Raw genomic sequence first — 25,026 nt, 5'->3', positions numbered from 1 at the left:
AAATAAAGAATGCATTATATCTTCTCTGTTGCCTGCCGATAACAAGGATAAGTATCGCCTGATGGCGAATTCCTCATCAACGGCAAGGAAATTATTATGCGTTTGCTGAAAAACTTCACTATTCGTATTGTCATGTTGGCAATACTGGGACTTTTTTGCCTGCTCTGGTCGGGCGTGGGTTTATTCAGTCTTCATTCTTTATCAAAAATATCTGAAGGCAATGATATTGACCGTCATCTTGTCCATCAGATGACGGTACTCAGTCAGGGAAACGATCAGTATTTTCGCTTCGTAACGCGCTTAAGTCGCGCCATGGATGTCAAAATGAGCGGCGGAACGCCTGATTTTGCACCAGCGCAGCAGTCCCTGGAGAATATGAGCAAAAAACTCCAGGAGATGAAAACGTTGTCTCCGGGGCCTATGGATCCGGACGTTGCCGCGGCGGTACTGACGAAGTGGCAGGCGCTGCTGGATAACGGGGTGATTCCGCAAATGCAACTGGCGCAGCAGGGCACGCTTACGGCCTTTGCGGAGCATGCCAGCACCGTTACGCCAGCGCTGAGCCGTGAATTTGGCGCCAGTGCCGAACGTTTTAACGCCACGGCAGGTGAGCGGCTTGATACCACGCGCGTCATGGTCGATGGCAAAACGTCTATCATCCGGACGCTAATTATTACCGCCGTGATCCTCGGTATTGCTCTCCTGTTCTTCACAGATCGTTACCTCGTCGCCATGATGGTGAAACCCCTGGGACGTATCCGCCAGCAGTTCCAGCAGATTGCTCAGGGCGATCTCAGCCATCCAATCGAAGATTTTGGCCGTAACTGCGTGGGCCAACTGGTGCCGTTATTGTGCGCGATGCAGGACAGCCTGCGCGAAGCCGTCAGTACAATTCGCTCAGGTAGTGACAACATCTGGCGAGGGGCTACGGAAATTTCCACCGGCAATAACGATCTCTCATCGCGTACTGAGGAGCAGGCTGCGGCGCTGGAAGAGACCGCTGCCAGCATGGAGCAACTGACCGCAACGGTAAAACTGAACGCCGAAAACGCGCGTGAAGCCAGCCTGCTTGCCGATACGGCGACAGAGACGGCAGGTAAAGGGAGCAGCCTGGTTTCAGAAGTGGTTGAGACGATGGACGGCATTGCCGCCAGCTCTAAACAGATCGCGGAAATTACGTCTGTTATTAATAGCATTGCCTTCCAGACCAATATTCTGGCGCTGAACGCGGCAGTTGAAGCTGCCAGAGCAGGTGAGCAGGGGCGTGGTTTTGCCGTTGTTGCCGGTGAGGTGCGTAACCTTGCCAGCCGTAGCGCCGGGGCGGCGAAAGAGATTGAGACGCTGATTGGCGAATCGTCGCGTCGCGTCGATCAGGGCGCTCGACTGGTTAAAGAGACGGGATTAACCATGGAGGCGATTCTGCGCGGAGCCACCGAAGTGACCGTTATCATGAAGCAAATTGCTTCTGCCTCAGAAGAACAGAATAAGGGCATCTCGCAGGTGAGCGTGGCGATCACGCAGATGGACAGCGTAACGCAACAGAACGCCGCGCTGGTAGAGCAAGTTTCCGCCGCTGCTGTGGCGCTTGAACGGCAAACGGAAGAGCTGCAACGCTCGGTACAACAGTTCCGTCTTTCAGTAAACGATGTGCAGTACGCCGCCGCCATCACCGCTTCCCCTTCAGCAGACAGCAAAACGTCTGCAGCCACTAAAAAGGATGAATGGGTGTCCTTTTAAGCGGGCATAAAAAAGTACGTGATACCTCTGGTCTTTGCTTAAAAAATCGCTATATAATTTATTATATAGCGATTGGAGGTTATGCATGGACAACCATTTTGGAAAAGGCTTGATGGCCGGATTAAACGCGTCAAGTGCGGATAGCGCACGCACGGCGGCCAATTTTTGTGCTGATTATAAACGCGGTTTTGTGCTGGGGTTTTCTCATCGAATGTTTGAAAAAACGGGCGATCGACAGCTCAGCGCGTGGGAAGCGGGGATCCTCACGCGTCGCTATGGGCTGGATAAAGAGATGGTTATGGATTTCTTTAAAGAGAACCAGTCCAGTACAACAATTCGTTTTTTCATGGCTGGCTATCGTCTCGAAGCTTGATCCGAAAGGGGTATTATCTTGCTTTAATTAATTACACTATTGACCTACGCCTTCGTTTTGTTGCTCCGCCGAAGTATTATAATGCACATAACCATATAAAAAGTGTGGTAAATGGCGCGCCGATCGCAATATGCAACATGCGAAAGGTGCAAAATAAAAGCCAGGTCTTCGCAACGGAATAACTATAAAATGACTGGAGATAACTCTCTCATCAATTCGAACGGCATCAATCGCCGTGATTTCATGAAGCTTTGTGCAGCACTGGCCGCTACCATGGGGCTCAGTAGCAAAGCCGCCGCAGAAATGGCCGAATCAGTTTCTCGTCCTCAGCGTCCACCGGTTATCTGGATTGGTGCGCAGGAGTGTACGGGTTGTACTGAATCGCTACTTCGCGCGACACACCCTACAGTGGAAAACCTCGTTCTGGAGACAATCTCTCTGGAATACCATGAGGTACTCTCTGCCGCCTTCGGCCACCAGGTCGAAGAGAATAAACATAACGCTCTGGAGAAGTACAAAGGGCAATATGTTTTGGTTGTAGATGGTTCTATCCCACTTAAAGACAATGGTATTTACTGCATGGTTGCCGGTGAGCCGATCGTAGATCACATCCGCCGGGCCGCAGAAGGCGCTGCCGCTATCATTGCCATCGGCTCTTGTGCCGCGTGGGGTGGTGTTGCTGCTGCTGGCGTTAACCCAACGGGGGCCGTCGGCTTGCAGGAAGTTCTGCCAGGCAAAACCATCATCAACATCCCCGGCTGTCCTCCGAACCCGCACAACTTCCTTGCAACGGTCGCGCATATCATCACTTACGGTAAGCCGCCGAAGCTGGATACCAAAAACCGTCCGACATTTGCCTATGGTCGTTTGATTCACGAACACTGCGAACGTCGCCCGCACTTCGATGCAGGTCGTTTTGCTAAAGAGTTTGGCGATGAAGGTCACCGTGAAGGCTGGTGCCTCTACCATCTGGGCTGTAAAGGACCAGAAACCTACGGCAACTGCTCAACGCTGCAATTCTGCGATGTTGGCGGCGTGTGGCCGGTGGCTATCGGTCACCCTTGCTACGGCTGTAACGAAGAAGGTGTCGGTTTCCATAAAGGTATTCACCAGCTTGCTCATGTGGAAAACCAAACACCGCGTTCCGAGAAACCTGACGTCAATATGAAAGAAGGCGGCAATATTTCTGCCGGGGCGATTGGGCTGCTTGGTGGCGTAGTAGGACTGGTTGCCGGTGTCAGCGTGATGGCGGTTCGTGAACTGGGGCGTCAGCAGAAGAAAGATAACGCTGACTCACGGGGAGAATAACCGTGAACAGACGTAACTTTATTAAAGCAGCCTCCAGCGGGGCATTGCTGTTGGGCGCTGCGCCGTCCATCAGCCATGCGGCTGCAGAAAACCGTCCGCCGATCCCTGGTTCTCTTGGGATGCTCTATGACTCGACGCTGTGCGTAGGCTGCCAGGCCTGTGTCACCAAGTGTCAGGATATCAACTTCCCGGCGCGTAACCCGGAAGGCGAGCAGACTTGGTCGAACAACGACAAACTGTCACCGTATACCAATAACATCATCCAGGTGTGGCGTAGCGGAACAGGCGTCAACAAAGACCAGGAAGAAAACGGCTACGCATACATTAAGAAGCAGTGCATGCACTGTGTCGATCCGAACTGCGTCTCCGTTTGCCCGGTCTCCGCGCTGAAGAAAGATCCGAAAACTGGCATCGTCCACTATGACAAAGATGTTTGCACGGGCTGTCGTTACTGCATGGTCGCCTGCCCGTACAATGTGCCTAAGTATGACTACAACAACCCGTTTGGTGCGCTTCACAAATGTGAACTGTGTAACCAGAAAGGTGTTGAGCGTCTGGACAAAGGCGGTTTACCGGGTTGTGTTGAAGTGTGCCCTGCCGGTGCGGTGATTTTTGGTACGCGTGAAGAGCTGATGGCTGAGGCGAAAAAACGTCTCGCGCTGAAGCCTGGCAGCGAATACCACTATCCGCGTCAGACGGTGAAAGCAGGCGATACCTATCTGCATACGGTACCGAAGTATTACCCCCATCTGTACGGCGAGAAAGAGGGTGGTGGTACACAGGTTATGGTACTGACGGGCGTTCCTTACGAGGATTTGGATCTGCCAAAACTGGATGATCTTTCAACCGGTGCGCGTTCCGAACATGTTCAACATTCCTTGTACAAGGGCATGATATTACCCCTGGCTGCGCTGGCGGGCTTAACCGTGCTGGTTCGTCGTAACACGAAAAACGACCATCACGATGGAGGAGACGATCATGAGTCATGATCCTAAACCGCTGGGCGGAAAAATAATCAGCAAACCGGTCATTATTTTTGGGCCGCTTATCGTCCTGTGTATGCTCCTGATCGTGAAACGTCTGGTCTTCGGATTGGGCTCAGTCTCCGATCTGAACGGCGGTTTCCCATGGGGTGTATGGATCGCGTTTGACCTGCTGATTGGTACCGGCTTCGCGTGCGGTGGCTGGGCGCTGGCGTGGGCGGTGTATGTTTTCAACAGAGGACAATACCATCCGCTGGTACGTCCGGCGCTGCTGGCGAGTCTGTTTGGCTACTCGCTGGGTGGTCTGTCGATCACCATTGACGTCGGTCGTTACTGGAACCTGCCGTATTTCTACATTCCGGGCCACTTCAACGTGAACTCGGTACTGTTCGAAACGGCGGTCTGTATGACCATCTATATCGGCATCATGGCGCTGGAATTTGCTCCGGCTCTGTTTGAACGTCTGGGGTGGAAAGTCTCTCTCAAACGTTTGAATAAAGTGATGTTCTTTATTATTGCCCTTGGCGCGCTGCTGCCAACTATGCACCAGTCTTCAATGGGTTCATTGATGATATCTGCGGGCTATAAGGTGCATCCGCTATGGCAAGCTTATGAAATGTTGCCGCTTTTCTCCGTATTAACCGCTTTTATTATGGGCTTCTCGATCGTCATCTTCGAAGGCTCGTTGGTACAAGCCGGGCTGAAAGGTAATGGTCCGGACGAGAAAAGTTTGTTCATCAAGCTGACGAATACCATCAGCGTGCTGTTGGCGATTTTCGTGGTTCTGCGCTTTGGCGAACTGATCTATCGCGACAAGCTGTCCTATGCGTTCTCAGGCGATCTTTACTCCCTGATGTTCTGGATTGAAGTCGTGCTGATGGTCTTCCCGCTGGTGGTGCTGCGCGTCACTAAGCTGCGTAACGACTCGCGCATGTTGTATCTGTCTGCGCTGAGCGCATTGCTGGGTTGTGCGACATGGCGTCTGTCCTATTCGCTGGTGGCGTTCAATCCTGGTGGTGGCTACCACTACTTCCCGACCTGGGAAGAACTGTTGATTTCTATTGGTTTTGTGGCTATTGAGATTTGTGCATACATCGTACTCATTCGTCTACTGCCGATACTTCCTCCTTTAAAACAAAACGATCAAAATCGTCATGAGGCGAGCAAAGCATGAGCCAGAGAATTACTATTGATCCGGTAACCCGTATTGAGGGTCATTTACGCATCGACTGCGAAATCGAAAATGGCGTGGTATCTAAAGCATGGGCTTCCGGTACCATGTGGCGCGGCATGGAAGAGATCGTGAAAAATCGCGATCCGCGCGATGCCTGGATGATTGTGCAGCGTATCTGTGGCGTTTGTACTACCACTCACGCTATCTCTTCCGTTCGTGCAGCAGAAAGCGCGCTGAATATTGATGTTCCGGTGAACGCACAGTATATCCGTAACATCATTCTGGCCGCGCACACTACGCATGACCACATTGTTCACTTCTATCAGCTCTCTGCGCTGGACTGGGTGGATATCACCTCTGCACTGAAAGCAGATCCAGCGAAAGCGTCTGCCATGCTGAACGGCGTGTCCTCCTGGCACCTGAACAGCGCAGAAGAGTTCACTAAGGTTCAGAACAAGATCAAAGACCTTGTTGCCAGCGGTCAGTTAGGCATTTTTGCCAACGGTTGCTGGGGTCACCCGGCGATGCAGCTGCCGCCAGAAGTGAACCTGATTGCGGTCGCTCACTACCTGCAGGCGCTGGAATGCCAGCGTGATGCTAACCGTGTTGTGGCGCTGTTGGGCGGTAAAACGCCGCACATTCAGAACCTGGCGGTAGGCGGGGTTGCTAACCCAATTAACCTCGACGGCCTTGGCGTGCTGAACCTTGAGCGCCTGATGTATATCAAGTCCTTTATCGATAAGCTGAGCGACTTCGTTGAGCAGGTTTACAAGGTTGATACCGCGGTTATTGCTGCGTTTTACCCTGAGTGGCTGGAACGTGGTCAAGGTGCGGTTAACTATCTGAGCGCACCGGAATTCCCGACTGACGGTAAAAACGGCAGCTTCCTGTTCCCGGGTGGTTACATCACCAATGAAGATCTGTCGACCTATCGTCCGATCACCTCTCACTCCGATGAGTACCTGATCAAAGGGATTCAGGAGAGTGCGAAACACGCGTGGTACAAAGACGAAGCGCCGCAGGCTCCGTGGGAAGGCACAACGGTTCCTGATTACACCGGTTGGTCAGATGACGGCAAGTACTCCTGGGTTAAAGCACCGACCTTCTACGGTAAAACGGTTGAAGTGGGTCCGTTGGCCAACATGCTGTGTAAACTGGCGGCCAAACGCGAGTCTACCCATGCCAAGCTGAATGAAATCATCGCGATTTACACCAAGCTGACCGGTAAAACTATCGAAGTGTCACAGCTGCACTCTACGTTGGGCCGTATTATTGGCCGTACCGTTCACTGCTGTGAACTGCAGAACGTTCTGCAGGATCAGTACAACGCGCTGATTGTGAACATCGGCAAAGGCGACCACACCACCTTCGTGAAACCGGATATCCCGGCAACGGGTGAATTTAAAGGTGTCGGTTTCCTCGAAGCGCCGCGCGGTATGCTGTCTCACTGGATGGTGATCAAAGATGGCATTATCAGCAACTACCAGGCGGTAGTACCGTCAACCTGGAACTCTGGCCCACGTAACTTTAATGATGAAGTGGGACCGTATGAGCGCTCGCTGGTAGGTACGCCGATTGCCGATCCAAACAAACCGCTGGAAGTGGTTCGTACCATTCACTCCTTCGACCCTTGTATGTCATGTGCGGTGCATGTGGTGGACGTTGATGGGAACGAAGTGGTCTCAGTTAAGGTTCTGTAATGCGGATATTAGTCTTAGGGGTCGGCAATATTTTGCTGACCGACGAAGCCATCGGGGTACGTATCGTTGAAGCATTAGAACAACGGTACGTCCTGCCAGACTTTGTTGATGTTCTGGACGGTGGTACGGCTGGGATGGAGCTTCTCGGTGATATGGCGAACAGAGATCATCTGATCATTACTGACGCCATTGTGTCGAAGAAAAACACGCCAGGAACGATGATGGTCCTGCGGGATGAAGAGATCCCGGCGCTGTTTACCAACAAAATCTCACCGCACCAGCTTGGTCTGGCCGACGTATTGTCGGCCCTGCGTTTCACCGGCGAGTTTCCGAAAAAGCTGACGTTAGTCGGTGTTATTCCGGAATCGCTGGAGCCGCATATCGGACTAACGCCAACGGTTGAAGCGATGATTGAACCTGCGCTTGAGCAGGTTCTTGCCGCGCTTCGCGAATCAGGTGTTGAAGCGATCCCGCGGGAGGCGGCTCATGTCTGAGGAGTTTGTCGGTTTTCAGACGGCCCCGAAGATGCAAATTCAGGCAGCGTTTGAAGAGGTTGCCCGGCGTTCAATGCACGATCTCTCTTTCCTGCATCCGAACATGCCGGTATATGTCTCTGAATTTACGTTGTTTGAAGGACAGTGGACGGGGTGTGTTATCACGCCCTGGATGCTCAGCGCACTGATTTTCCCCGGACCGGACCAGATCTGGCCGGTGCGTAAAGTCAGCGAAAAAATCGGACTGCGTCTGCCGTATGGCGAGATGACCTTTACCGTTGGTGAACTGGAGGGCGTATCGCAATACCTTTCCTGCTCATTGATGTCGCCGCTTTCGCACAGTATGTCGGCGCAAGAAGGCATGCGTCTGACTGACGATTGCGCGCGAATGCTGTTATCGCTACCGGTTAGCGATCCGAATGCGCCGCAGCTAAATCGCCGCGCGTTGCTGCTGGGTCGTCGGAACTGCGAAAATGCATGAGCTGTCCCTTTGTCAGAGCGCGGTTGAGATTGTTCAACAGCAGGCAGAGCAGCACGGTGTCAAACGTGTAACCGGTGTTTGGCTGGAAATCGGGGCGCTCTCCTGCGTTGAAGAGAGCGCCGTTCGTTTCAGTTTCGACATCGTCTGTCAGGGGACGCTGGCTCAGGGTTGTGAGCTGCATATTGATTACAAGCCAGCCCAGGCATGGTGCTGGGATTGCAGTCAGGTTGTGGAAATCACCCAGCATGATGCGCAGTGTCCACAATGTCAGGGCGATCGCCTGCGGGTTGATGCTGGCGATTCACTGAAAGTGAAAAGTATTGAAGTCGAATAACCCATAGGTTGCTATGGGGCGGAGTCAGATATGTGTATTGGAGTCCCTGGTCAGGTTCTGGCCGTTGGTGAAGATATTCACCAGCTTGCGCAGGTTGAAGTGTGCGGCATCAAACGTGATGTCAATATTGCCCTGATTTGTGAAGGTGATACAGCTGAGCTGGTCGGGCAATGGGTGCTGGTGCACGTAGGGTTCGCCATGAGCATCATTGATGAAGATGAAGCTAAAGCCACGTTAGACGCACTTCGCCGCATGGAGTACGACGTCACCAGCGCGTGACAAATCCTGAATGAAATTGCCGGATAGCGGTTGCCATCCGGCAATTTATTTTAGTTCTGGCGCTTATCTTCGGTCTGGGTATCGAAGTCGCTGGCGTCATGGCGTTCATGAAGCTGCTCGTTCAGCGGTCCGTTAGTGCGGTTTACAATACGACCACGCTTAACCGCCGGACGCGCTGCAATCTCTTTTGCCCAGCGTTGTACGTGCGCGTAGCTTCCTGCGTCAAGGAACTCTGCTGCGTCGTAGACGTTGCCCAGAACCACATTGCCAAACCATGGCCAGACCGCCATATCGGCAATGGTGTATTCATCTCCGGCCACAAACTGATGTTGCGCCAATTGTTTATCCAGCACGTCGAGTAAGCGCTTGGCTTCCATGGTGAAGCGATTGATAGCGTACTCAATTTTAACCGGAGCATAGTTATAGAAGTGGCCAAAGCCTCCGCCGAGGAACGGTGCTGCGCCTTGTAACCAGAACAACCAGTTCAGCGTTTCGGTGCGTTTTGCCAAATCCTGCGGCAGGAAATAACCATATTTTTCCGCCAGATAGAGCAGGATTGCGCCAGATTCGAATACGCGAACTGGTGGGTTTTGCGAGTGATCGCGTAGCGCCGGGATCTTCGAGTTCGGATTCACCTCAACAAAGCCGCTGGAAAACTGATCGCCATCGCCAATGCGGATAATCCAGGCATCGTATTCCGCGCCCTTCACCCCCTGCGCCAGCAACTCCTCCAGCATAATCGTCACTTTCTGCCCGTTTGGCGTACCCAGCGAATAGAGCTGCAGCGGATGTTTGCCAACCGGCAGCGTTTTCTCGTGGGTGGCTCCGGAAACCGGGCGATTGATATTGGCGAATGCGCCCCCGTTCGATTTTTCCCACGTCCAGACTTTCGCGGGCTGATAGGTATTGTCTGACATATTGACCTGCCTTCTGAGTGGTTGTGTTGATGCAGTGTAGCAGTTAGGTAGAACTCAATTTAACAGATTGGAACTTTATGTCGCTTTGTGCTGAAAGGGGAAGATAAATCTAACCCGTTCATTGTACCCGCTCCGTACTCCATGAAGAGGAAATCAATGTTGGACGGAAATTGCTACCGTATTCGCCATTAAAAATTGGCGGTGAATAAGCAGTAATAATGAAAAATGGTGTTCCAGGAGTAAGCGGTTATCAGGGCCCGGCGGGTGGGTGGGGCGCGGTAAAAGCCGTCACTGCTTCGGTGTTTTCGCAAAAGGCTGTCGCCCGCGACATTATCGCGATGTTCAAAATGAACCAGGTGAAAGGGTTCGACTGTCCGGGCTGTGCGTGGCCGGACCCAGGGCACCGTGCGCCAATGGAGCTGTGCGAAAATGGCGTTAAGGCGGTCTCCTGGGAGACAACCAGTAAAAAAGCGTCACCGGAATTTTTCAGCCGTCACCCGGTTTCCACACTCTGGCACTACAGCGATTATGAGCTGGAAAATATCGGTCGTTTGACGCATCCGATGAAATACGATGCAGCATCAGATACCTGGCAGGCGGTGGATTGGGATATCGCCTTCCAGGAGATAGGCGAGCGTCTGCGCAGCTATGATTCACCCCAGCAGGTTGAGTTTTACACCTCCGGCAGAACGTCAAATGAAGCGGCGTTCCTGTATCAGCTTTTTGCCCGCGAATATGGCAGCAGCAACTTTCCTGATTGCTCAAACATGTGCCACGGACCGACCAGCGCAGGGCTAACGCCGGCCATTGGCCTTGGAAAAGGGACCGTTGAACTTGACGATTTTGACCATTGCGATCTGGTGATTTGTATCGGGCATAACCCTGGCACTAATCATCCACGTATGCTGACCACCTTACGCGACGTTGCCAAACGCGGGGCTAAAATTATCTCTATCAATCCGCTGAACGAAAGGGGGCTTGAGCGCTTTAGTTTCCCGCAAAGCCCGAAAGAGATGTTCACCGGTCAGTCGACGCAGCTGAGCAACGACTACTACCAGGTAAAAATGGGCGGTGACGCCTCGCTGCTGAAAGGCATCATGAAGGCGCTGATCGAAATGGATGAAGCGCGGATCTTACTGGATCAGCAACCGACACTCGATCATGCGTTTATCGATGAGCATACCGCTGGATATGCAGCGCTGTATGAGGACTTACGTCAGCATAACTGGGCGGAGCTAGAACAGGACTCGGGCCTGACGCGCAGTCAGATGGAAGACCTGGCGCACAGCTACAGTAAATCTCGTGCCACTATTATTTGTTATGGTCTGGGCATCACCCAGCATAAAAACGGTACTGAGAACGTCCAGCAACTGGTAAACCTGCTGCTGCTGAAAGGCAATGTGGGTAAGCCTGGGGCGGGGATCTGCCCGTTGCGCGGTCATTCTAACGTGCAAGGCGACCGTTCCGTGGGGATCAATGAAGCGGCATCCGAAGACTTCCTGCAACGCCTGGAGACGCATTTTTCTATCCGTGTGCCGCGCAAACATGGCCGCTCCAGCGTGGAGAGTATTCGGGCCATCGAACGGGGAGAGGCAAAAGCGCTCATTTGCATGGGTGGCAATCTGGCGGTGGCGATGCCGCAGCCGCAGCGTACCTTTGCGGCGATGAAAAATTTGGATCTGCAGGTCCATGTTGCGACCAAGCTGAACAGATCGCATTTGCTGCTGGCAAAGCATAATTACCTGCTGCCTGCATTAGGTCGAACGGAGCGCGACATTCAGGCGACGGGGATCCAGTCGGTGACCGTCGAAGACTCGATGTCGATGGTCCACGCTTCCTGCGGCGCGCTGAAGCCAGCTTCCCGCTGGTTAAAATCGGAACCCGCGATTGTGGCGGGCATGGCACACGCCACTCTGCCGCTTTCGCCGATCAACTGGGAAGCGTTAACCGGGGACTACGCGCTGATCCGTGACGCCATTGAAGCCGTGATCCCGGCGTTCCACGATTACAATGCCCGTATTGCCGAGCCGGGCGGATTTCGTATGGATACGCCCGCTTCGCGCCGTGAATGGCGAACGGCGAATGGTAAAGCCAACTTTATCGTCAGCCATCAGCGGGCGGTAGAGCGAGAAAATCAGCCTGCCGATGCACTGGTTCTGGCGACGCTGCGCAGCCACGATCAATACAACACCACTATTTATGGTATGAACGATCGCTACCGTGGCATTACCGGTCGTCGGGATGTGGTGTTTTTAAGCGCTGAAGAAGCGGCGACTCGCGGTCTGAGCCAGGGAGATGTGGTCAACGTTCAGGCGCTGGACGACAGCGGCCAGCCCTGTGCGGATCGCATTATGTGCGGCTTGACGGTGGTGATTTACAACATGGCGGTGGGCTCAATAGGCGCTTATCTGCCAGAAGCGAATGTCCTGCTTTCGCTGGATGCGGTGGACACACAAAGTTTGACTCCGGCATATAAAAGCGTACCGGTCACCGTGACAAAAGCGTAGTTCCTGCTGCGAATTTTTCGCCTCTGAGCGCCAGCCGCTGCGTTGAGGTGTATGATGATGTCGACCTCTGTCCGGTTAGTGTCGCAGAGCAGGCAATCAGAGCGAAAAATTCACGCCAACCTGCTCAGGCTGTATTGTTTTGAGGTAAGGTGCATGAGCAAAGGAACGACCAGTCAGGATGCCCCATTCGGGACATTATTGGGCTACGCCCCAGGCGGCGTAGCAATCTACTCTTCAGATTACAGCTCCCTCGACCCACGGGACTACGACGATGATGCGGCATTTCGCAGCTATATCGACGACGAATACATGGGCCACAAATGGCAGTGCGTAGAGTTCGCACGCCGCTTTCTCTTCCTTAATTATGGCGTGGTCTTCACCGATGTAGGCATGGCCTGGGAGATCTTTTCCTTACGCTTTCTGCGCGAAGTGGTGAATGACAATATCCTGCCGTTACAGGCATTTCCGAATGGTTCACCCCGCGCGCCGGTAGCCGGTGCTCTGCTTATCTGGCAAAAAGGCGGTGAGTTTAACGATACCGGCCATGTGGCGGTCGTCACCCAGTTGCTGGAAAACAAAATCCGTATTGCCGAACAGAACGTGCTCCATACGCCGTTGCCTCCCGGACAGCAGTGGACCCGCGAACTGGAGATGGTGGTTGAAAACGGTTGTTACACCTTGCGTGATACCTTTGACGACACCACCATCCTTGGCTGGATGATCCAGACCGATGATACCCGTGACAGCCTGCCGCAGCCGGAGATCGCCAATGACTCGCTGAAAATTGGCGGCGCGCGACTGGAAGATAACGGGCAGTTTGACGGTAAATGGCTTGATGAACAGGATCCGCTGCAGAAAGCCTACGTGCTGGCGAACGGTCACGTGATTAATCAGGATCCGCATCAGTACTTCACCATTACCGAGAGTGCAGAGCAGGAGCTGATCAAAGCCACCAACGAGCTGCACCTGATGTATCTGCACGCGACCGACAAAGTGCTGAAAGATGACAACCTGTTGGCGCTGTTCGATATCCCGAAAATCCTCTGGCCGCGTCTGCGCCTTTCCTGGCAGCGTCGTCGGCATCATATGATTACAGGACGTATGGATTTCTGTATGGATGAACGCGGACTGAAGGTATATGAGTACAACGCCGATTCCGCATCGTGCCATACCGAAGCTGGTTTGATCCTCGAAAGATGGGCCGAGCAGGGCTATACAGGACAGGGACACAACCCAGCTGAAGGATTGATCAACGAACTGGCGGGGGCCTGGAAGCACAGCCGCGCGCGTCCTTTTGTCCACATCATGCAGGATAAAGATATAGAGGAAAACTACCACGCTCAGTTTATGCAGCAGGCGCTACGTCAGGCCGGGTTTGACAGTAAAATTCTGCGTGGCCTCGATGAGCTACGTTGGGATGACGCTGGTCAGCTGATTGACGGGGACGGTCGTCTGGTGAACTGCGTCTGGAAAACCTGGGCGTGGGAAACCGCAATTGAGCAGGTGCGAGAGGTCAGTGAAACGGAGTACGCTGCGGTACCAATTCGTACCGGGCATACGAATCAGGAAGTGCGTTTAATCGACGTGTTGCTGCGCCCGGAAGTGCTGGTCTTTGAACCTCTGTGGACGGTGATCCCTGGTAATAAAGCGATTCTGCCGATCCTGTGGCAACTGTTCCCACACCACCGCTATCTGCTTGATACTGATTTCACTGTTAATGAAGAGCTGGCGCAAACCGGTTATGCAGTGAAACCTATTGCAGGACGTTGTGGCAGCAACATCGATCTGGTGAGCCATCAGGAAGAGTTACTGGATAAAACCAGCGGTAAGTTTGCCGAGCAGAAGAACATTTATCAGCAGCTTTGGTGTCTGCCAAAAATTGCCGGTAAATATATTCAGGTTTGTACCTTCACCGTAGGCGGTAACTATGGGGGGACCTGCCTGCGCGGCGATGAGTCGCTGGTGATTAAAAAAGAGAGCGATATCGAGCCGCTGATTGTAGTGAAGGAAGGGTAATCTTTTTGCGAGTTCTTGATTGAAATGCGAAAAGCCGGAGTATATCTCCGGCTTTTTTCTGTTTGTAGTTAAATTGACGCTGATTATATATTTAAATAAGTTACATGGAATATGGATATAATGACAGTTATTACTTTAATTAATATTTTATAGCTCAAAAACATTCTTTTCATGAATGTTTTCAACGTTAATCAATTTCTTCCGCTTGTATTAGATAATATACTTTCTTGATTTTGTTTTTAGATGAATAATACTAATGTATTATTTGGCGCATTAGTGATATTGATCATGTTTTATCTCAGGTAATATGTCGGATTACGTCAGCATACTAATTATAATCGTTAATTGTCATTAACAGTCGTTGTTGACTGCCCGCAGAAATGACGTTGTAAGAAACACGTTGAGCGATTGGAAAATGCTCCGTTAGGAAATGTAAAATATCGGCAGGAACCGCCGGTCTGAGAGGGACGTATGGGTGACAGTTTTCAGAATGAAGTGCCGACGGCACGCGTTAATATTAAGTTAGATTTACATACCGGAGGCGTTCAGAAAAAGGTTGAATTGCCGTTAAAACTTTTGGCTGTAGGTGATTTCAGTAATGGTAGAGAACAACGACCATTATCCGAGCGCGAAAAGGTTGATATTAATAAAAATAATTTCAATGATGTGTTAGCTAAGTTCGCACCAGTAGTAAATATGAGTGTTAAAAATACGTTAGCTGGTGATGACAGAACTGACGATATTAACCTTACCTTTAAAAATATCCGCGATTTTGAACCTGAACAGGTCGCACGAAATATCCCACAATTACGCGTTCTGTTGGCTATGCGTAACTTACTGCGCGACCTGAAATCTAACTTACTCGATAACGCTGCTTTTCGTCGCGAGCTGGAAATCATCCTCAAAAATCCAGCCCTGAGTCAGGAACTGCGTGATGAACTGGCAACCATGATGCCAGAAGAGATTTAACGTTATACAGGGTTTCCTCCGCTTAATTGGCAGGAATAGTAAAGGATCATAAAAGGAATATGTTGATGTCTGTTCAGGAACATACCTCTTCAGTCGCGACCACCACGACCAGTGAACGCAGCGTTTATCAATCCCTCTTTGACAAAATTAATCTTTCCCCGGTTTCGACATTAAAAAATGTAGATGCATGGCAGAGCGATGAAGCGCTTTCTGATGCCGCTCCGGCTGAACGCGTGACCGCCGCTATTCAGGTTCTGGTCTCTTGTCTGGCGGATGCTGCGCAGCCAGTAGAACGCCTGGATAAAACGCTGCTCGATGAGCAGATTGCTCGTCTGGACAAGCAGATTAGCGACCAGGTTAATGAAGTTATGCACCATGCTGAATTTCAAAAACAAGAATCGCTCTGGCGTGGTGTGCACTCGATGATCACCGGTATCGATTTTCGCCAAAATGTCCGTGTAGAAATGATGGATATCAGCAAGGACGCGCTGCGTGATGATTTTGACGACGCGCCGGAACTTATCCAAAGTGGGTTATATCGCCATGTTTATATTGAAGAATATGATCAGCCAGGCGGCGAACCCATTGCGGCAATGATTTCAGCATACGAATTTGATAACAGCCCACAGGATATTGCACTGCTGCGCAATATTTCGGGTGTGTCGGCTGCCTGTCATATGCCGTTCATTGGTTCCGTTGGGCCGAAATTCTTCCTGAAGGAAAATATGGAAGAAGTCGCGGCCATAAAAGATATCAATGATTATTTCGAACGAGCTGAATACATCAAGTGGAAAGCATTCCGTGATAGCGACGATTCACGCTATATCGGACTAACTATGCCACGTGTACTGGGTCGCCTGCCGTATGGTCCTGATACCGTGCCGGTACGTAGTTTTAACTATGTTGAAGAAGTTAAGGGCCCGGATCATGAAAAATATCTGTGGACCAGCGCCTCTTTCTCTTTCGCTGTGAACATGGTGAAAAGTTTTATCAAGAATGGCTGGTGCGTCCAGATCCGTGGACCACAGGCGGGTGGTGCGGTTAAAGACTTGCCTATCCATCTGTACGATCTGGGGACAGGTAATCAGGTGAAGATCCCGTCTGAGGTGATGATTCCAGAAACCCGGGAGTTTGAATTCGCCAACCTCGGCTTTATTCCGCTTTCTTATTATAAGAATCGTGATTACGCCTGCTTCTTTTCTGCTAACTCGGCTCAAAAACCTGCGCTGTTTGATACAGCGGAAGCGACGGCTAACAGCCGGATTAACTCACGTCTACCGTATATCTTCCTGCTTTCTCGTATCGCTCACTACCTGAAAATCCTGCAGCGAGAAAATATAGGTACGACCAAAGATCGCCGTCTGCTTGAACTTGAACTGAACAACTGGCTGCGCAGTCTGGTAACCGAAATGACCGATCCTGGCGATGACTTGCAGGCTTCACACCCGCTTCGTGACGGGCGTGTTGTGGTGGAGGATATTGAGGATAACCCAGGCTTCTTCCGCGTGCGCCTGTATGCCATTCCGCATTTTCAGGTTGAAGGTATGGACGTCAGTTTGTCGTTAGTTTCACAAATGCCTAAGTCGAAATCTTAACGACACAATGCACAGGAGGTGCGATGAAGATCTATCGCCCGTTATGGAGCGAGGGGGCCTTTCTGGCTCCCCAGCAGTTTCAGCAACAGACACGTTGGGATGCCTATGTAGCCGACGTTGTGGCTCATATGTCACTTTCATCACCGTGGGGCGTCATCAGCGCGGAGTTTGATGAAAGTGCGCTAACGGTTTCCCGTTTGAATCCCGTTAGCAAACCCCAGCCATATCCGTCGGGTTCCATGATCGATTTTGGTCGCTAAAACCGCTGCGCTCGATTGCCCGGACGACGCTGGCTCATTAACCACAAAGACCAGTTGTGGCAAAGACGTCACAACGTTATTTGTTGCATCTGAAGCCGGTATCATCACAATGGCCGATCCCGAATCGGGTTCGGATTTCTCCAGACGCAAAGCTGCATTGTGCATCCAGGTCACGACAGCCTCCAGTTTACTAAGCGCTTTCAACTCAAGCCGTTGCAGCACTTCGCAGGCATGTTTTAAACTCTGTTCAACCCGATACACCATGGATAAATCAGTATATGACAGCGTTAGCGTACGCAATTCTTGCTGTAAACGGGCTGAGAGCCATGCCAACATCTCAACGCGGGCATGGGTTTGCTGTGGCCATATTGCATTCCAGTGGTGCGTCAGTAAGGCCTCCAGGAGTTCCGCGCATTCGGCAAGTCCCACCAGTCCCGCATTACGTATTCTGGCGACGGTGTACCAGGACAGTGTTTGCAGTTCGACGCCGTTATGACGAAACAATGCCAGGCTTAACTGTTCAACTTTTTGCCAGTCAACGTCCGGGCGCGCGGGGTGAGTCAGCTTGCTGATTTCATCGCGTAACAACCCGAACTCCGTGAAAGCACGCGGGTCACCACCGGTGCAGATGCGATACTTATCCATGTCAGTACACTCCAGTCTCAAGCCAACCCTGCCTCTTAAGGTGACGGATAAGAACCCGCCCCTCAGGGGTAAAATCAGTACCATAGCGAACAATGCCAAGGTCTTGCAGTTCAGCATCAATGGAATAACGCAAATGCCCCGGCGTTTCCTGCTCCTGCATCGTTACCTGAATACCTTTTAGCCGCGGTTCATACTTCAACAAAACCTGAGAAAGCGTGCTGATAAGCTGATGTGCCGTACCTGGCATTCCCTGGAGGATTTTGGTCATATCCGGCAGACCGTAATCGGGTAAATGTTTGAGGCTACCGGCACGAGTATTCAAAATGCGCTGCATATTATCCAGGACGGATAAGATGACCTGCGTGTTTTCACTGACCGAGTGCAAAGGGAAACCACCGGAAAAATTACCCAGTAAGATGTCATAAAGAGACGGCTGCTTGACCATTACTCATCCTCCTGCGCCAGGAGTGCCAGAGTCCGGGTATTTAATTCAAGCACACGCGCCTTATCAGGATCGAGATCTTCACGGCGTAATACCACGCGCCATGAATCTTCAGACTGTTCGGGAGAAATAAACATCCCCGCCACGGCAACATATTGCGCTTCCTTTTCGAGTGGAATATCGACAGTTACACTTTCACCAGGACGTATCAAAACATCTTTCTGAGCCAGTAAATCTGTTTTCACCACCGTGCTATCTTGCTCAAATAAAGACTGATAATTAGCCGAATCAAACGCTTTACGATCTTTGAGTTGGTAAATACGCACAACCGTAGAAAGCGCTATGCCCTGCGCATTTTTATTAGCGCCTTCTCTGGCGGAAAGATCCAAATGCAGCGTTTTAATTTCCTTATAAAAAATAGACTTCGTTAATGACACCGTGCCTTCCGATACTTTTTGTGTCAGACCACATCCAGTGACCACACTGGTCATTACGGTTATTACGGCAAAATTAATAGCGATAATCGCCAGTCTCATCGGCTTCCCTCCGCTGATCATGTTGACTAAGGCTCTGCCAAAGCCCAAGTTTAATTGTTATAAATTGATTATTAGCTTCCGGGTTATCCAGACGCAAAACGGCCGTGCGGCCAAGCTGTACTGCCCGTTCACATTTGTTACTGGTAAGTTGAGCATCCGGAAGTGCCGAGCGAGGAATGCGTAATTGCAGCCTTGCATTGACTCTGGCGCCTAAATACACGTGCATCAGCGCGAGAAAATCATGATAAAGCTGGCCGCCCGGTAACCAGTCGCGAACCTCATCGGGAACATCCGTTGTAAGAGTAATAAGCACCTGGCTGTTAATATCTACAGCGCTAAGTCCCATCACCGGGCGAGAATGGAGGCTAACGGGTTGCCGCGTACTCATTTTTAACGGCTTATCCTGCAGGATTAAGCGCTTATCATGAGGAGTCACGGTGATATTTGTTGTTGGTGATAATAAAGATACCAGCGCGGATATACCTTCCGCCGTACGCGTTGGCATTCTCATGATTCCCAACAGCGCCAAAAAACGCGATAACGGAGCCTCGGTTTGCGTGGCGCATCCCCGAATGCCCAACCCGGTCAACCCCAGTAAATATTGTGATGTTTCATCTGTAGCGCCTGGGCGGAAGGTCGCCGGATAGCTGTATTTACGCCAGATTCGATAAAACTGCGTAATTAAGCGATGGTTAAAAATATCCAGAAACTCAGCAGCAACGTCCGAACCTTCCTGACGCTGGGCAATATCATCCTGATAGGTTGTCGGCAGCGGCGATTCCACGCCATACAATCCCATAAAAGTGACACGAACCGTTGGTGGAAGTATGGATTGTAGCGGATCATATTCTGCATTTTTTAGCTCCCCCGCCGGGAACCCCATCCCGGGATGAGGACGAAAACGAATGGTATCGAAGCGCGGACTTTGTTGGCTTCCAGGACTTGGCGCTTGTGGATTCCACTGTTCCAACAACTGGCAGAAACGATAAAAATTAGTACGGGGTAGGTTTTCACCAAGGCTATTTAGCAGCCGGGTAGTCGCTGATTGTGATTCTCTTTCCATCGCAAGCTTTTCCCTGCCGGCTGTATGATTAAAGTAAGCTGATTAAATAAGTGAATATCCGCATACAACGCAAAAAAGCGGTTAAGCATTTCACCAAACAGATGAATATCGCCCTCACCGGTAAATCCGTTCTCATCAAGCGTTATTTCGATATCCACCCCACGGAGTAAAAATCCTTTTTCAAAGCGCTGTATTTCATGTTGCTGAACATCCATGATCGCATCCAGACGACGATAATTAAGCTCATCGTCCTGCCAGTTATAGAGGGACAACGTTCCTTTGAGCACTTCTGCGCTAGCCATCATATTCAGAAAGCTGGATCCCAGGTGGCTCAACACTCGCCAGTGAAAACGATCCTCTGCGGGAGGATAAGCAGGTAGTGTCGGCTTACACAGATTGCGCACGGCAATCTGCGTCTGGAGGATCTGCTCGCAGCGATTGAGCAATGAACTCTGCAAAGCTCGCCTGGGTAGTTGACCGTTTGTTCCGGTCACTTTTAATGACAAGGTTTCCTGCTCAGCTAAGGGTGTCGCAAGCCAGGTGATATAACCGCTATCCTGCCGGTTACGGTTTAACACGCTTTCATCCAGTAACGCACATTGGGTGTAGAGCATGTGTTCAACGCTGTGCTCGCTGTACCCCAGATCACGCAATGCATTACGCGCAGAATCCACCCATTGGCAGGCCCGGCGATAAAAAGCAGCCCCATCGTCGACTTCCAACCCGCCACGTAGCTGGCTTACAGCAAGCCAGGTTGGCCAGAACACCTGATCAATATCCTTATTCATTTATTTCAATCCCTTAATACGGCGAATAACTCGAGTTGAATCTCTCCCAGCGTTCCCGGCACATAGAAGGCGCAATTACCAGCGTCCAGCATGGCCTGAGCTGCTGGATGATTAATCTCAAGAGCAAAGTATTGATTTTCCAGTCGTAACGGGATGGCTGCGGGTACATGCGTCAGCGGTTTTAACGGAATTCCGCTGAGTGCTACATTGACTACATCAGACACGTCTGCCCTGCTCCCCGCTTTACAGAGCTGTGGAAATTGCGTCAGTAGGACATGCGCAGGGAGATCTGAACGAACGGACAGGTAAAAATCAGCGCCTTCACGCAGTCGAGCATCCGACAGTGCACCATTCCAGAACTGTCTCTCCTGCGTCAGCTCAATAGCGACAACACGAGATGGCAGGCTGGCTTCCAGCAGTTCCACCAGCAATGCAAACAATGGAGGGAATACTTGCTGCGGATTTGCGTGCTGGTATGGCGGCACAACGCTGACATCATTTTCTAATGAAAAGGTCAGCAGGCTGCCCGCTAACCGCGCCAGTTCACGCCACAAAAGTTCGGGATGACGGCCTGGGTTTTGCAGCATTTCTCTCAGTACAGGTTCCGAGCTATTAAGCGCATTCAGCAGCCAAAACAACGAAACATCTGCTACCGCAAAATCCGCCATTCGTTCGTTACTTTCACGACGCAAGGCCATCAGACGGCGACAACGGGCCTGGATGCGATGCACCAAATCACTGAGAGAATTGATTAATAAGGGGCTGGCTGAGAGTGAAAGCGATGGCGGTAAAAAATCGCGTCCCAGCTCCCATTGCCCCTGAGCATTACGAGTCAGGCAAGCTACCGGACAGGTCAGATAAGCGCTGTTATCATCGTGGGCATACCGGAGGGTGATAGCATGCCGCAGCACTGCCATATCAGTCCGTTCCTGACCAGAGAGATCCTGCACTGGCAGCCATTCCTGCTGCCAGCGACATGGACGGCTAACGCCGTTGCCTGACGAAAGATTGCCGCCATTAGCCGAAAGCAGCGGCAACGCCAGGACGATATCAACGCTGCTGTAACCAGTAAGATGCGATAAATCACACGCCGGAGGCAGGTTATCTGAAATACCTGTATCCACTAACGTACCGTCAGGAAAACGCACAACCAGATTATACGCTGCATCATTAGCGCAGCAGTTAGTCACTCTGTGGCCGGAAGAATCGCAGACGACAGTAATCGCGAGCAGATTACAGAAACAGTTAACTACGGAAGCGTTGCCGGAAAGTGCTCTGCAAAACTGGCATCATGCCCAGCAGGGGCTGGAAGCGTTAACCGCCCAGCTAAATGCGCTTGATGAACGCAAGGGTAAATATCTGACGGGGTCGGAGTTGAAATCAGCCATTTTCACTATCCGCCGCCAGCTTGACCAAACGCCGCCGACAGAAGAATTGTTGCGTCAAATCGATGAGGAATTAAAAAAACAGGGGAGTGTATCACCCGCTTTGTATCAGCAGCTCGATATACGACTTAACCAGCTTCTTAATCGTTATACGCTGCTGAAACAAAATGCCATTCGAGGGCGGTAGCACTGGAAATAAGCCAGCCAAAGATCATCAACTGATTCAGTTGGTTATATAAAATTGGTTGATGATCTCCGCTATAAAATCATGAAAAATTAATAATATTTATCAGGAATTATCACTGAGTGCCCTAAAAGGTTAACGCCAGGATCTCTATCGGGACCTCTATAGTGCACACTGCCCATCACTGCACCCTGATGCCATAGACGCGTCCTCGGAAACAGACAACGACTCATTCAATAACGCCCCGATTTCTGCTCCCAGCGCGAGGTCGTCTACCTGACCAAAATATTGCTGGCGTAGGTATCCCTGCTGATCAATTAACGTCAACGTAGGTGTACCGCGCATAGCGTAGGACAGCATGGTCTGGGGGACATCATTGTCAGGAGACGGCATATCCACCCCGACGGGGAAAGGGATGCGGTATTCTGATAGAAAGGTTTCCAGTGCCTGTGCGGTCATTACCTCATGATGTTCAAAAACCGTATGTAGGCCAATAACGGCCACCTTATCCTGTGGAAAAGTGGCATACACACGTGAAACCTGCGGCAGTCCATGGGAAACACAGCCAGGACACAGCATCTGAAATGATTCCATTACCACGACCTTGCCGCGTAATGATTCCAGGGTTATCGGCTGTGACGTATTAAACCAGCGTTCAATTGTCAATGCTGGTGCTCGCGGATGACGAATGATATTCATGTTAACTCCAGAACCCGCACTGTGGTGCGGGTTAATTTCCGTTACTGGTTTACTTTCCCCGGCAGCGTCAGCTTGCCAGAGGCCACTTTAAATACATCCTCGACGCAAAGTAGCGGCGCATGAACGGACGCATTAACTCGTAGCCCGGCAGTTACGCCATCAAACTGGCTGGCAGTGACCACCCCAATATTATCGAACGGAACTTTCACTTCTACAGTTTCACCTGTCAGCGTAGGATTCCAGCCCGGACTGTCCAACAGTACCGGCAAGCCAGGCCAGGTTTTAGGCAGCCTAGGTTTTTGTCCCTCAGGAATATCAACTACGGCCAGTGCGTCAGGCCCGCAGACCTCGTTAGGCTTCAGCACCACCCAGTGGGTATGCCACAGATCGCCATCATTGTTGCGGTTACCATCGCCATTTTCATCATACAGCGGCGTATCATCCAGATCAGGATGGGATGTTACCGCCAGTGCCAGGATACCGGCCTTATGTTCAAATCCCACTTCATACGGATCGATCGTTGTCGGCCAGACATAAGAGAAAATTTCCGTTCCCGCCAGCTTACCTGTTACTGCAGGCTTACTTTTACCTGCCTTGCCGGAAACTGCCATATGGAAGGTGGCAACATTCCCTTCGGTAGTGACTTTAGTGTGCACAATATCAAACTCAGCCAATACAGCCTTGTCGGCGCTGGTTTTAATACCGCCCTGATGAGGCTCATTGCCATGTGCACCGGCAGAGGTGGCGACAGCCATTGCTAATACAATCGCAATACGTTTCATTTTTATCCTTAAAGCAGATCTTTAATAAACGCACCAAAGTTGATGTGAAGCGGGATACCGCCATCCAGTACCAGGGCCGGAACAGATTGCACACCAGCTTCGATGGCCTCATTCAGTCGGGTTTTATCATTTCCGAGATGAACGATTTCTACCGTGTATTGAGCGGGATCGAGTGCCAGTGCGATTTGGTGTTCTGCATCTACGCATACCGGGCAACCTGCATGAAAGAAAACGGCTGTTTTACTCATGATGACTTTCCTTGTGTAATATCAAATGGTATCGAATCGATACCATTTGATATTACACACACTGAAAATATTGTCAATATGGTTTTGAATCGATACTATTGATGACAGTAAATCCCTATCGTTAGAAAGTCTGGACGTTTGTTTATCCAGCACGTATCCCGGCAAGCAGAGGCAGGTTACTGTGACACTCTTTGATATTCTTGAACGCCTGGTGAGCCTGCAAATGGGCAGCTTTTATCGCCATCCACAACTGAAAGGACTCCCCACAACATGGGTTCAGATTCTTTTCTATTTAACGCGATGCAATGGTTATTCCAATACGCCCGCTGCAACCACGGAATACCTCGGGCTGACTAAAGGCACGGTATCGCAGTCCCTGAACAAACTAGAGCGTGAAGGTTGGATTAGAAGAGAAAATGACGGCAAGGATAAACGGGTTGTCCATCTGGTTCTGACATCCAAAGCGAGTGAAGTGATGCATAGCATCATGCAGGAGACACTGCAGGAGCCTTGGGATTCATTAGCTTTTTCTGAGGAACAACTGAAAACAGTTTTTCTGGCCCATCTGCGGAGTATGCAGAAAAATCAGGGGGCCAGAATGTTCGGTGAGTGCCGTTTTTGCCGGTTTCATCAGTCGATAAATGGGCATCCCTGGTGTGGTCTAACAGAAGAGCCAATTCCCATGGAAAGCATCACATTAATTTGTCGTGAATTTGAGGAACCGGAAAATAGTTGCAGCGTTAGCGATCAGAACGAGAGAAAGGGCTAGATACTGGCTTTTGAACGGGTAAAGTGCGGACATAAAAAAATCCAGAAAATGGCATGCGCATTCTCTGGATTTAAGTCCCGTTTTCAACTGATGTGGTAACACGAGTACCATCATCATGCCGTATGGGGACTGCTGTCTTACCCGTTAAGGATTTTATCTCTTAACGAACAAGCTCTGAATAAGTGGTGCCCGGACTCGGAATCGAACCAAGGACACGGGGATTTTCAATCCCCTGCTCTACCGACTGAGCTATCCGGGCAACGAGGCGCATTAAACCCGATTCGCTTCGCTTCGTCAACGAAATTTCTTCAAATCAATGCAGACTGCACAATCTATCACCACATTGCTGCTAATGCAC

Annotated in this window: 24 protein-coding genes, 1 tRNA gene and 3 pseudogenes; 17 read left to right on the top strand and 11 right to left on the bottom strand. The window is 51.0% G+C overall.

Going from position 1 to position 25,026, the window contains the following annotated elements:
* Positions 1-96: 96 nt before the first annotated feature.
* The 10 genes from ABIE10_RS16320 (at position 97) to hybG (ending at position 8,863) form a co-directional block, all read left to right on the top strand.
* Positions 97-1,737 carry a methyl-accepting chemotaxis protein gene (locus ABIE10_RS16320; RefSeq protein WP_429156311.1) on the top strand — a complete coding sequence of 547 codons (1,641 nt, stop codon included), beginning with the start codon at positions 97-99 and terminating at the stop codon, positions 1,735-1,737.
* A gap of 85 nt (positions 1,738-1,822) precedes the next feature.
* Positions 1,823-2,110 (top strand): DUF2623 family protein, encoded by a 288-nt coding sequence (locus tag ABIE10_RS16315; RefSeq protein ID WP_016154494.1) that lies wholly within the window; start codon positions 1,823-1,825, stop codon positions 2,108-2,110.
* A gap of 189 nt (positions 2,111-2,299) precedes the next feature.
* A complete protein-coding gene (gene hybO, locus ABIE10_RS16310) occupies positions 2,300-3,418 on the top strand; it encodes a hydrogenase 2 small subunit (protein WP_016154493.1) in 1,119 nt (372 codons plus the stop codon).
* A 2-nt stretch (positions 3,419-3,420) separates the two neighbouring features.
* Positions 3,421-4,407, top strand: a complete 987-nt coding sequence (gene hybA, locus ABIE10_RS16305) for a hydrogenase 2 operon protein HybA (RefSeq protein ID WP_003828357.1) — start codon at positions 3,421-3,423, stop codon at positions 4,405-4,407.
* On the top strand, positions 4,397-5,575 hold the full coding sequence (hybB, locus tag ABIE10_RS16300; protein ID WP_016154492.1) for a Ni/Fe-hydrogenase cytochrome b subunit: 1,179 nt from the start codon (positions 4,397-4,399) through the stop codon (positions 5,573-5,575). Before hybA ends, hybB begins: the two co-directional genes overlap by 11 nt.
* A complete protein-coding gene (hybC, locus tag ABIE10_RS16295; protein WP_003024476.1) occupies positions 5,572-7,275 on the top strand; it encodes a hydrogenase 2 large subunit in 1,704 nt (567 codons plus the stop codon). The genes hybB and hybC overlap by 4 nt, the downstream gene beginning before the upstream one ends.
* On the top strand, positions 7,275-7,769 hold the full coding sequence (locus ABIE10_RS16290) for a HyaD/HybD family hydrogenase maturation endopeptidase (protein WP_429156308.1): 495 nt from the start codon (positions 7,275-7,277) through the stop codon (positions 7,767-7,769). Before hybC ends, ABIE10_RS16290 begins: the two co-directional genes overlap by 1 nt.
* The gene (hybE, locus tag ABIE10_RS16285; RefSeq protein ID WP_016154490.1) at positions 7,762-8,250 is read left to right on the top strand and encodes a hydrogenase-2 assembly chaperone; all 489 of its coding nucleotides are present in this window, start codon (positions 7,762-7,764) and stop codon (positions 8,248-8,250) included. Before ABIE10_RS16290 ends, hybE begins: the two co-directional genes overlap by 8 nt.
* Positions 8,243-8,584: a hydrogenase maturation nickel metallochaperone HypA gene (gene hypA / locus ABIE10_RS16280; protein ID WP_016157467.1), complete on the top strand. Its 342-nt coding sequence runs from the start codon at positions 8,243-8,245 to the stop codon at positions 8,582-8,584. Before hybE ends, hypA begins: the two co-directional genes overlap by 8 nt.
* 30 nt (positions 8,585-8,614) lie before the next feature.
* Positions 8,615-8,863: a hydrogenase maturation factor HybG gene (gene hybG / locus ABIE10_RS16275; protein ID WP_003024459.1), complete on the top strand. Its 249-nt coding sequence runs from the start codon at positions 8,615-8,617 to the stop codon at positions 8,861-8,863.
* A gap of 50 nt (positions 8,864-8,913) precedes the next feature.
* On the opposite strand, the gene yghU is transcribed toward hybG, so the two are convergent.
* Entirely contained in the window at positions 8,914-9,780 is an 867-nt protein-coding gene (yghU, locus tag ABIE10_RS16270; protein WP_103767113.1) for a glutathione-dependent disulfide-bond oxidoreductase, read from the bottom strand.
* 218 nt (positions 9,781-9,998) lie between these two features.
* On the opposite strand from yghU, the gene ABIE10_RS16265 reads away from it, so the two are divergent.
* The 5 genes and pseudogenes from ABIE10_RS16265 to tssK (ABIE10_RS16245) all read left to right on the top strand — a co-directional run.
* Positions 9,999-12,287, top strand: a complete 2,289-nt coding sequence (locus ABIE10_RS16265) for an FdhF/YdeP family oxidoreductase (RefSeq protein ID WP_429156306.1) — start codon at positions 9,999-10,001, stop codon at positions 12,285-12,287.
* Between the two features lie 153 nt (positions 12,288-12,440).
* Positions 12,441-14,303: a bifunctional glutathionylspermidine amidase/synthase gene (gene gss, locus ABIE10_RS16260; RefSeq protein WP_049283265.1), complete on the top strand. Its 1,863-nt coding sequence runs from the start codon at positions 12,441-12,443 to the stop codon at positions 14,301-14,303.
* 471 nt (positions 14,304-14,774) lie between these two features.
* Positions 14,775-15,272 carry a type VI secretion system contractile sheath small subunit gene (gene tssB, locus ABIE10_RS16255; RefSeq protein WP_016157465.1) on the top strand — a complete coding sequence of 166 codons (498 nt, stop codon included), beginning with the start codon at positions 14,775-14,777 and terminating at the stop codon, positions 15,270-15,272.
* Positions 15,273-15,337: 65 nt separating this feature from the next.
* A complete protein-coding gene (tssC, locus tag ABIE10_RS16250) occupies positions 15,338-16,867 on the top strand; it encodes a type VI secretion system contractile sheath large subunit (protein WP_016157464.1) in 1,530 nt (509 codons plus the stop codon).
* Positions 16,868-16,890: 23 nt separating this feature from the next.
* A pseudogene (gene tssK, locus ABIE10_RS16245) lies at positions 16,891-17,115 on the top strand (type VI secretion system baseplate subunit TssK); the annotation flags it as partial.
* Here tssK (ABIE10_RS16245) and ABIE10_RS16240 read toward each other — a convergent pair.
* The 6 genes and pseudogenes from ABIE10_RS16240 to tssK (ABIE10_RS16215) all read right to left on the bottom strand — a co-directional run.
* A pseudogene (locus tag ABIE10_RS16240) lies at positions 17,068-17,772 on the bottom strand (type VI secretion system ImpA family N-terminal domain-containing protein); the annotation flags it as partial. The pseudogenes tssK (ABIE10_RS16245) and ABIE10_RS16240 sit on opposite strands and share 48 nt — an antisense overlap.
* 1 nt (position 17,773) lies before the next feature.
* Entirely contained in the window at positions 17,774-18,217 is a 444-nt protein-coding gene (gene tssE / locus ABIE10_RS16235; protein WP_047414982.1) for a type VI secretion system baseplate subunit TssE, read from the bottom strand.
* Positions 18,217-18,750, bottom strand: a complete 534-nt coding sequence (gene tssJ / locus ABIE10_RS16230) for a type VI secretion system lipoprotein TssJ (RefSeq protein WP_019077653.1) — start codon at positions 18,748-18,750, stop codon at positions 18,217-18,219. Before tssJ ends, tssE begins: the two co-directional genes overlap by 1 nt.
* The gene (gene tssG / locus ABIE10_RS16225) at positions 18,725-19,813 is read right to left on the bottom strand and encodes a type VI secretion system baseplate subunit TssG (RefSeq protein ID WP_279265512.1); all 1,089 of its coding nucleotides are present in this window, start codon (positions 19,811-19,813) and stop codon (positions 18,725-18,727) included. The genes tssJ and tssG overlap by 26 nt, the downstream gene beginning before the upstream one ends.
* A complete protein-coding gene (locus tag ABIE10_RS16220) occupies positions 19,774-20,601 on the bottom strand; it encodes a type VI secretion system baseplate subunit TssF (protein WP_429156303.1) in 828 nt (275 codons plus the stop codon). Before ABIE10_RS16220 ends, tssG begins: the two co-directional genes overlap by 40 nt.
* Before the next feature lie 5 nt (positions 20,602-20,606).
* Positions 20,607-21,764 (bottom strand): annotated as a pseudogene (gene tssK / locus ABIE10_RS16215) (type VI secretion system baseplate subunit TssK); the annotation flags it as partial.
* On the opposite strand from tssK (ABIE10_RS16215), the gene ABIE10_RS16210 reads away from it, so the two are divergent.
* On the top strand, positions 21,712-22,173 hold the full coding sequence (locus tag ABIE10_RS16210; protein ID WP_429156446.1) for a VasL domain-containing protein: 462 nt from the start codon (positions 21,712-21,714) through the stop codon (positions 22,171-22,173). The pseudogene tssK (ABIE10_RS16215) and the gene ABIE10_RS16210 overlap by 53 nt on opposite strands.
* Before the next feature lie 159 nt (positions 22,174-22,332).
* Here the strand turns inward: ABIE10_RS16210 and ABIE10_RS16205 are convergent, their stop codons facing one another.
* Genes ABIE10_RS16205 through ABIE10_RS16195 form a run of 3 tightly spaced genes read right to left on the bottom strand, consistent with a single transcriptional unit; the run spans position 22,333 to position 23,899 of the window.
* Entirely contained in the window at positions 22,333-22,869 is a 537-nt protein-coding gene (locus ABIE10_RS16205) for a redoxin domain-containing protein (protein WP_049282736.1), read from the bottom strand.
* 41 nt (positions 22,870-22,910) lie between these two features.
* Entirely contained in the window at positions 22,911-23,651 is a 741-nt protein-coding gene (locus ABIE10_RS16200) for a hypothetical protein (protein WP_049282737.1), read from the bottom strand.
* 8 nt (positions 23,652-23,659) lie between these two features.
* Complete coding sequence (locus tag ABIE10_RS16195; RefSeq protein WP_016154483.1) at positions 23,660-23,899, bottom strand: hypothetical protein; 240 nt, start codon at positions 23,897-23,899, stop codon at positions 23,660-23,662.
* Between the two features lie 181 nt (positions 23,900-24,080).
* Between ABIE10_RS16195 and ABIE10_RS16190 the strand changes: the two genes are divergently transcribed.
* The gene (locus tag ABIE10_RS16190; RefSeq protein WP_049282739.1) at positions 24,081-24,668 is read left to right on the top strand and encodes a MarR family winged helix-turn-helix transcriptional regulator; all 588 of its coding nucleotides are present in this window, start codon (positions 24,081-24,083) and stop codon (positions 24,666-24,668) included.
* 183 nt (positions 24,669-24,851) lie between these two features.
* Here ABIE10_RS16190 and ABIE10_RS16185 read toward each other — a convergent pair.
* Positions 24,852-24,927, bottom strand: a tRNA-Phe gene (locus ABIE10_RS16185).
* Positions 24,928-25,026 lie beyond the last annotated feature (99 nt).

This window comes from Citrobacter sp. 506, from assembly GCF_050434985.1.
GTDB classification, from domain to species: domain Bacteria; phylum Pseudomonadota; class Gammaproteobacteria; order Enterobacterales; family Enterobacteriaceae; genus Citrobacter; species Citrobacter braakii.
Note: the sequence above shows the minus strand (reverse complement) of the source record. Positions and strands in the feature narration are given on the sequence as shown.